The organism is Acinetobacter sp. AOR01_HL (assembly GCF_027855455.1).
Classification (GTDB): Bacteria; Pseudomonadota; Gammaproteobacteria; order Pseudomonadales; family Moraxellaceae; genus Acinetobacter; species Acinetobacter baumannii.
Genome location: NZ_JAKTIM010000007.1, coordinates 126443 through 135228 on the forward strand (window position 1 = coordinate 126443; position 8786 = coordinate 135228).

General features: G+C 36.5%; 8 protein-coding genes. 5 read left to right on the forward strand and 3 right to left on the reverse strand.

The window, feature by feature from the left end; genetic code table 11:
* Positions 1 to 7: 7 nt before the first annotated feature.
* Positions 8 to 1438 (reverse strand): alpha,alpha-trehalose-phosphate synthase (UDP-forming), encoded by a 1431-nt coding sequence (locus tag MKL62_RS01125; protein ID WP_005129503.1) that lies wholly within the window; start codon positions 1436 to 1438, stop codon positions 8 to 10.
* Positions 1426 to 2277: a trehalose-phosphatase gene (gene otsB, locus MKL62_RS01130; RefSeq protein ID WP_005129501.1), complete on the reverse strand. Its 852-nt coding sequence runs from the start codon at positions 2275 to 2277 to the stop codon at positions 1426 to 1428. The genes MKL62_RS01125 and otsB overlap by 13 nt, the downstream gene beginning before the upstream one ends.
* A gap of 355 nt (positions 2278 to 2632) precedes the next feature.
* Between otsB and MKL62_RS01135 the strand changes: the two genes are divergently transcribed.
* The 5 genes from MKL62_RS01135 (at position 2633) to bioD (ending at position 7300) form a co-directional block, all read left to right on the forward strand.
* On the forward strand, positions 2633 to 3367 hold the full coding sequence (locus MKL62_RS01135; protein WP_005129498.1) for an alpha/beta hydrolase family protein: 735 nt from the start codon (positions 2633 to 2635) through the stop codon (positions 3365 to 3367).
* 90 nt (positions 3368 to 3457) lie between these two features.
* On the forward strand, positions 3458 to 4738 hold the full coding sequence (gene bioA, locus MKL62_RS01140) for an adenosylmethionine--8-amino-7-oxononanoate transaminase (protein ID WP_005129496.1): 1281 nt from the start codon (positions 3458 to 3460) through the stop codon (positions 4736 to 4738).
* 1 nt (position 4739) lies between these two features.
* On the forward strand, positions 4740 to 5897 hold the full coding sequence (locus MKL62_RS01145) for an 8-amino-7-oxononanoate synthase (RefSeq protein WP_030423591.1): 1158 nt from the start codon (positions 4740 to 4742) through the stop codon (positions 5895 to 5897).
* The gene (gene bioC, locus MKL62_RS01150) at positions 5894 to 6643 is read left to right on the forward strand and encodes a malonyl-ACP O-methyltransferase BioC (protein WP_002067854.1); all 750 of its coding nucleotides are present in this window, start codon (positions 5894 to 5896) and stop codon (positions 6641 to 6643) included. The genes MKL62_RS01145 and bioC overlap by 4 nt, the downstream gene beginning before the upstream one ends.
* A complete protein-coding gene (gene bioD, locus MKL62_RS01155; RefSeq protein ID WP_005129487.1) occupies positions 6644 to 7300 on the forward strand; it encodes a dethiobiotin synthase in 657 nt (218 codons plus the stop codon). It abuts the gene before it with no gap.
* A gap of 52 nt (positions 7301 to 7352) precedes the next feature.
* On the opposite strand, the gene MKL62_RS01160 is transcribed toward bioD, so the two are convergent.
* A protein-coding gene (locus MKL62_RS01160) for an IS3-like element ISAba45 family transposase (RefSeq protein WP_094081405.1) occupies positions 7353 to 8731 on the reverse strand; the annotation gives its coding sequence in 2 pieces (ribosomal slippage) (positions 7353 to 8257 and positions 8257 to 8731; 1380 coding nt in all).
* Positions 8732 to 8786: the final 55 nt, after the last annotated feature.

The window sequence follows — 8786 nt, forward strand, 5'->3', positions numbered from 1 at the left end:
TAAATTATTATAAAACATGGTAAGTGGGTTGATACTTTTCTTGTAAGGACAACTTAGACTTTGTGAATGTCGGAGAATTTTCTAAATCCTTCAAGAAATTATTTCGCCAATCGCTCAGGTCAGTAGCTGCTAAACCTTCTATTAACTGTTCATAACGATTAATACGTTCAGCTTTGGACATCTCTAGAGCGGTTTTTAAAGAATCCATCATGGCTGCTCTATCTAATGGATCAACAATCAATGCTTGAGTCATTTGTTCAGCAGCACCGGCATATTTAGATAAAATCAGCACACCTGGGTTCTCTGGATCTTGAGCCGCAATATATTCTTTTGCGACCAAATTCATACCATCACGTAATGAGCTAATCCAGCAAATGTCAGAACGACGATAAATATGCATCAAGCTGTCATGTTGAACTGTGTCGAAGCAACAATCGATAGGTCGCCAATCTTCATGAGCAAACTCTTCATTAATCAGTTCTAATTTGGCCTTAAAGCGTTGGTATAAGCGTTGATAGGCTGGAATATCTGTACGTGAAGGCGTTGCAACTTGAAGGTGACGTACCAATCCATGATATTCAGGATTGGTTTCAAGGAAAGTTGCAAATGCATTGAAACGCTCAAGTAAACCTTTTGAATAATCAATCCGGTCAACCCCAATAATTGTTTTTTGACGTGGTATATCTTCAAAGTTAAATACGTATGGGGTATGAAAGGCCTGTTGTGCTTGGCGCTGAATAAGCTCTGGTTGAACCCCAATAGGATAGGACTTAATCAAGATTTGACGTTTTTTATAACTGATTCTGTCGCTTAGTATTTTTTGAGCTTCAAGTAAGCCCATACAGGTTTGCATACAGGTGTTCTGATCGGTTTGAGTTTGTAAACCAATCACATCATATTGGCAAAGATCTTGGACTAACTGTAGTGCAACTGGGATCTTGCGCCAGATATTTAAGCTTGCGAAAGGAATATGCAAAAAGAAACCGATTTTATTTTGCATACCTAATTCACGGCAATGACGAGCTACGCTGAAAAAGTGATAGTCATGCACCCAAATCAGATCATCGGGCTGAGCAATCTGTTGTAATTTTTCAGCAAATAAACGATTGACCTTTTGGTAGGTATTATATTCTTCTGCATTATATTCGATCAGGTCATCTCGATCATGCATGGCAGGCCATAATACTTTATTGACAAAACCACAGTAGTACTGTGCATATTGCTGATGTGTAAGAGGGCAGGTAATGTAGTCGATCCCATGAGAATATGCCTGATCGAATTCAGGCGCTTCAGTATCGGTAATTTGCTGACCATTCCAGCCTAACCAAATGCCGTTACTATCATTTAATGCGTCTTGTACAGCTACTGCAAGGCCACCTGCTGAAGCCTTACCCGATGGCATACTGATTCGATTCGATAACACGATTAATTTAGACATATTTGTTCTCCATTCTGATCTTGACTATTTTTGACGTATAACTTTTTTATTTTTTCTAGGAAGAAAAAAAGAAAATTAGACACACTATTAATATCTTTTAATCTATATTGAGCCTCTGTTTCACCAGAACCTACTTTAATTGAAGTGCCAAACTGTTGATTAATAAAAATGAAACCTGATTCATCCGTTAAATCATCTCCTATAAATATGGGGTGAGTTAACGGTAAATTAAGATGATTTAATACTGTTTGTATTGCTTTACCTTTATCTGCCTGTTTAGGTAATAATTCAACGACAAATTTTCCTCTATTTAATTTTAATTGAGGATAAAAATATTTAATCTGTTGCATAATATAAATTGCATTATCTTCTAATTCCGGGTTTTTTCGATAATGTAAAGCAATAGAATGTCCTTTATCCTCAATTAATAAATCGGGATATTTTTCACAAGAATTTATAATATCTTCTTTTAATTTTTGAAAATTAATATCGCTTAAATCTGGGCGAATATAAGTATCAGAATCAAAATAAATATCTAAACCATGTAAGCCCGCTATAGGTAATTCAATAGACTGAAGTAGCTTACTCGCTGTTTCAACATCACGTCCTGTTACAGCAATCACGGGTATATTTAACTCAATAATTTTTTTTATAACTTCTAAGGTAGTATTTGGAATAAAACTATGCTCAGGATGAATTTGAAATGGAGCTAATGTTCCATCAATATCCAGAAATAAACAATAATTTTTATCTGTAGGTAAGGTATTTATAATATCATTGGGTGTAACAAAATATGTATCTTTTTCTCTCCCATCAGATATTATACTTTGATTGTTCATATTTGCCTGCCCATATTTTTTGATCAATATTTAATCTTCTAACATTAAAATGAATTGATGAGTCATTTTTTTTAATAAAAAAACATAAGTATTAACATTAATTACATTGCATAATGGATTTATGGGTGAAGTGTGGATTATGTTGTTTTTTGATTTGCTTCAATGTTTAGATAATTAAATTTTTGTATATTTCATATAAATATTTTAGGCCTTATTTATCAATATATTTCAGAATATTTAACAGCCCTAAATAGTTGATTTTACTTTTTTGAATTCGATTTTTATATTGATTTTAAAAGATATTTTAAATTGATATTAATATATAATTTCCATAAATTTGTCTTTGAGCGTGCATATGAAGTTACAAAATAAAATTTTATTGATTACAGGTTGGGGAGTAGGAATAGAACCTTTGCAATCGTTAAAATTAGGTTTAATGAAAGCTGGGTATGGCACGCAACTTATTAATATTTTTAATGTTTTAGGTGGTGACTTTCACGAGCAGCTTGATTTTTTAACTGATATTGATGTGGTTGTAGGTTGGTCTTTAGGTGGACAGTTAGCAACATACCTGATTGACTTTTTTTATAAACAAACGGGCCAAACTAAAACGTTAATTACGCTTGCCTCTAATCCTTGTTTTGTGGCTAATACCTCGTGGCATACTGCTATGCCTGCTGATGTATTTAGTCAATTTAAAGCTTCCTTTTTACAGAATCCCCAAGCTACTTTAAAACGTTTTTATTATTTAATTACACTTGGCTCATCTCAGGCAAAACAAGATTGGCTTAGCGTACAAAACATAGCAAATCCGCCCACAAATGAACTGTTATTAGACGGTTTAAAAATGCTTGAGCAGCTAAATTTGGTAGATAACTTGAAAAACTATTCGGGACGACAGTTTCACCTGTTTGCTGAACAAGATAATGTCATTCCTTGCAAGATTGTTGAAAATTTTAAAGATATAGCGACAGAAAACATGGGTTATAAGCTATTAAAAGATGCTACTCATGCTTTTCCCTACTTACAGGTAGAGAGGACAATTGAAGAAATCTGCCAATTTTTAACAATTCATCAGCAAAGTTCATAAGCTTTGATTGATCTCGCAATTTTCTTTCATTCTTAACAGGTTTAACATGTGCTAAATGAAAGATTTGATTGCTGTAAAAGGGTATAGAGGATGACCGATAATTTTGATTTGGAACATATTTGGCATCCATATACTTCAATGACCCAACCTTTACCCACATTTAAAGTGAAGCGTGCCTATGGGGCAACGATTGAACTTGATGATGGTAGAACTTTAATTGATGGTATGTCATCTTGGTGGTGTGCAATTCATGGCTATAACCACCCTGAACTTAATCAGGCAGTGACCGACCAGCTACAAAATATGTCTCATATCATGTTTGGCGGTTTAACTCATGATCCTGCTATTGAACTTGGCAAAATTCTTTTAAAAATTACACCGCCGAGTCTCGATAAAATTTTTTATGCAGACTCAGGTTCGGTTGCCGTTGAAGTTGCTTTGAAAATGGCTGTGCAATTCTGGACAGCACAAGGTCAACCACAAAAAACAAATTTTATTACTACACGTTCTGGTTATCACGGTGATACATGGAATGCGATGTCTGTTTGTGATCCAGTGACAGGCATGCATCAGATTTTTGGTACCAGCTTACCGAACCGTCTTTTTGTAGCAGCACCGCAAACCAAATTTCATGAAGAGTGGAACCAAGAAGATATTGCCGAGTTAGAGCAAGCTATTCAGCAAAATCATGAAAACCTTGCTGCACTGATTATTGAGCCGATTGTCCAAGGGGCAGGAGGCATGCGCTTTTATCATCCTGAATATTTACGTCAGGCTAAAGCGCTTTGTGAAAAATATCATCTGTTATTAATTTTTGATGAAATTGCCACTGGTTTTGGTCGTACAGGTAAGCTCTTTGCTTGGGAACATGCTCAAGTCGAGCCGGATATTATGTGCCTAGGTAAAGGGTTAACAGGCGGTTATATGACTTTGTCTGCGACTTTAACGACAAAGCATGTAGCAGAAACCATTAGTCGCGGTGAGGCTGGGGTATTTATGCACGGCCCAACTTTTATGGCCAATCCACTCGCTTGTGCCGTTGCTTTAAAAAGTACGCAATTATTAATTGAGCAAGATTGGCAGGCCAATATTAAGCGAATTGAGCAACAGCTTAGTCAATATTTAATGCCTTTAAATCAGCTTGATTATGTTGCCGATGTAAGAGTGCTCGGTGCAATTGGTGTAGTGGAACTCACCTTTAATGTCGATATGAAAACTTTACAGCAACAATTTGTAGAGCGTGGAATCTGGATTCGTCCTTTTGGAAAATTAGTTTATGTCATGCCGCCTTATGTCATCACTCAACAAGAGTTAAGTGGCTTGCTCGAACAGTTGGTTGAAGTAGTTAAAACGATGCAGGGGGCACATTAAGATGTCATTGCTCGATCATTTTGCTACAGAGTTAGATGAGTTAAAACGACAAGGTAATTTCAGACAATTTACCCAAAATGTGCAGCATGGCCGTTTTATTACGATTCAAAATAAAACGATGCTCAATTTAGCTTCAAATGACTATCTTGGGTTGGCAGCTGATATTGATCTTCGCCAAGAATTTTTAGATTGCTATCCATTAGAACGCAGCTATTTTAGTTCTTCATCTTCACGTTTATTAACCGGCAATTTTGATGAATATGAACAGTTGGAAAATAGCCTAAGCCAAGCATTTGGTGGTCGGGCGGCTCTATTATTTAATAGTGGCTACCATATGAATATTGGTATTTTGCCCGCTGTTGCTGATAGTAAAACTTTAATTCTGGCAGATAAGTTAGTTCATGCCAGTATGATTGATGGGATTCGTTTGTCTGGTGCCCAGTATGTGAGGTATCGACATAATGATTTACAGCATTTAGAGCAACTTCTACAAAATTATCATGATGATGACCAGATTGAACGAATTATTGTGGTCACGGAAAGTATTTTTAGTATGGATGGCGATGAAACAGATTTAACCGCTTTAGTCCAGCTTAAAAAACGCTTTGCTAAAACCATGTTATATGTCGATGAAGCGCATTCAATTGGCGTACGTGGACAGCAAGGTTTAGGATGTGCCGAACAATATAATGTAATTCAGGAAATTGATTTTCTAGTTGGTACCTTGGGTAAAGCGCTAGCAGCAGTCGGTGGTTATATTATTTGCCATCCAATTATTAAAGATTATCTCATTAATAAAATGCGTCCGCTTATTTTTAGTACCGCTCAACCTCCGATTGTTATGGCATGGGCAAATTTTATTTTTAAAAAAGTATTAATGGCTCAATCTCAACGTGAACATTTAAAAAATATTAGCCAATATCTTCAACAAGCAGTGGTGCAAAAGGGGTATGTGAGTCCATCGACCAGCCATATTATTCCAGTGATTGTGGGAGAAAGTCAGGCTGCTATCGATAAGGCGAAACAGGTTCAGGAAAGCGGTTTTTATGCCATGCCTGTACGTCCACCAACAGTACCTAAAAATAGTTCGCGTTTGCGCATTTCCTTAACATCAATGGTTGAGCAACATGAACTTGAAGCATTGGTGAGTTTCCTGTGAGTTTGAATAAAAATTTGGTTGCCCAACGTTTTGCTAAAGCAGGGCAAAGCTATTCAAAGCATGCAATTGTCCAAAAACAAATTTGCCAAAACTTAACGAACTTACTAAAGCAATTTTGTCCAAGCGCAATGTCACGTGTCTTTGAAATTGGTTGTGGTTCTGGCAATTTAACTCGTCTGCTTGTTGAATCTTTTCAAATTGAAAATTTAGTTTTAAATGATTTGTATGCAGAGGTGCAACAGCACTTTAATCATGAAGAACATGTGAAATGGTTAATTGGAGACGTTGAAACCTTAGAATTCCCTCAGCAGCTCAATATGATTGTTTCCGGTTCAGCTTTGCAATGGATGCAAGATTTACCACGGCTACTTCAACATTGCTATGCTGCTTTAAATGAGCAAGGCTGGCTATGCTTTTCAACATTTGGTCCTAAAAACCTCATTGAAATTAAAGAGCTAACTGGGCAAGGTTTAAATTATTGGAATCTTGAAAATTGGAATAGTGCCTTAACTCAGGCTGGTTTTGAGATTTTGCATTTGGCACAGTCGGAAACTCAGCTTTATTTCGATTCGCCTAAAGCCGTGTTGCAGCATTTAAAAGCAACAGGTGTAACGGCAACTGCTCAGCATCGTTGGACTAAGCAATCTTTACAGCAGTTTTATCAAGATTATGACCGGTTTAAGCACGCCGAGGGGTACTCCCTAACATATCACCCGATTTATTGTATTGCCCGGAGAATGAAGTAAATGAGTGGCCAGATCTATTTTGTGAGTGGGATTGATACCGAAATTGGTAAAACCTACGCGACAGGTTTCTTAGCAAAATTATGGACTGAGCAGGGTAAAAAAGTAATTACCCAAAAACTTATTCAAACAGGTAATGCTGATATCTCTGAGGATATCCAGAAGCATCGTGAAATTATGGGGCAAGGTTGGTTTCAAGAAGATCATGACAAGCTAACTATGCCGGAAATCTTTAGTTATCCTGCTTCACCTCATTTAGCAACGCGTCTTGATAACCGAGAGATCGATTTTCAAAAAATTGAGAATGCGACTAAAACATTGGCTGAGCGTTTTGAAATTGTATTGTTAGAAGGTGCAGGTGGCTTAATGGTACCCTTAACCACCAGTTTACTTACTATTGATTACGTTGCTCAGCATCAGTTTCCTGTTATTTTGGTGACGTCTGGTCGTTTGGGGAGTATTAACCATACATTGCTTAGTCTCGAGGCACTTAAGTCACGTGGTCTGAAATTAAAAGCTTTGGTTTACAACCTAAAAGATGAATCAAAAGATCCATTAATCTCTCAAGATACTTCAAATTATTTGAAGAACCATTTAGCCATTCATTTCCCTGAAGCTGAGTGGATTGAACTAGCAAAAATGAATGAATTAAAAAATTAGGCCATAAAAAACCGCTCTAAATTGATCTGACCCCATAAAGTTGGACAATTAATTAAGCAGCTTCTAAGGACTGAGTTCTGTATTGTACAGGGCTTAGTCCTTTTAATTTAACCTTGATTCTTTCATGGTTGTAATAATGAATGTATTCTTTCACAGTTTTCTCTAATTCCTCAACAGAATTAAATTTTTCACCGTAGAAACATTCTGATTTAAGTATTCCAAAGAAACTCTCCATTGATGCATTATCTAAGCAATTTCCTTTACGAGACATACTTTGGGTTAAACCATTTTCTGCTAGTTCTCGCTGATAATGACGCATTTGATATTGCCATCCCTGATCTGAATGGATGATAGGCTTTTCATGATCTGCAAGCTTCGTAAGTGCATCTTTCAACATATTTTTTACTAACTCATACATTGGTCTACGGTGGGTTTGGAAGGCAATAATTTCCCCATTAAACAAGTCCATAATTGGTGATAGGTAAAGCCTATCTCCTCGAATATTAAACTCGGTTACATCCGTTACCCATTTCTGATTTGGTTTGTCAGCTTTAAATTGGCGCTGTAGTACATTATCTGCAACTTGCCCGATGTCCCCTTTGTAAGAACGATATTTTGCGATTCTAATGCGTGATTTAAGTTTCATTGACTGCATGAGTCTTTGTACACATTTATGGTTAATTGTTAATCCCATATTCTTTAAAGCAAGAGTAATTCTACGATAGCCATACCGACCTTTATGCTTATGATAGATCATCTTAATTTGCTGCTTAAGGTCACTGTATTTGTCGTTAAGCTTTGATCGCTGCTCATGATAAAAGTACGTGCTTCGAGCCATCTGTGATGCACGTAATAGATATTTCAATTTATAGTTTTGCCTTAATTCAGAAATGAATCTTGTAACCGTTGCTGTTCGGCTTGTTCCTGTTCTTTCTGCTTCTGAATCAAGGCTCTCCGCTTTTTTAAATAAGCGTTCTCAGCTCGTAGATATGCAAGTTCTTCTAGTAGCTGTTCTTGGGTTTTGTCTCTATCATTCAGAGCATTTTTGACTTTTTTTATCTTAGGCTTTGGCACGGATTTAGGTCGTCCTTTCGGCTTAGCTTTTAAGCCATCTATACCGTGTTCTTCGTATTGGAGCAACCAACTTAATAACTGTGTGTGTGATTTCAGATTAAATTGATTTGTAGCTTCACGTACAGATAAACCTTGTTCAAGAACAGACTGAATAACTTTAAATTTAAATTCAGGAGTATATACAGTATTTGTGTTTTTCCTGCTCAGACCCTCAGCACCATGATTATTATAATTGGCTACCCATTTAGCAACATCGCTATGATGTATTCCAAATTTATGACTTACTTGGTGTCTGCCAAAACCAGATAAGTAATATTGGACAACCTCAAGTTTAAATTCTTGAGAATATTTAGCCATAGAAAAGCACCCTCCAAGTTAGACTGAATGTGTCCAACTTTCGGGGTGCAGTTCA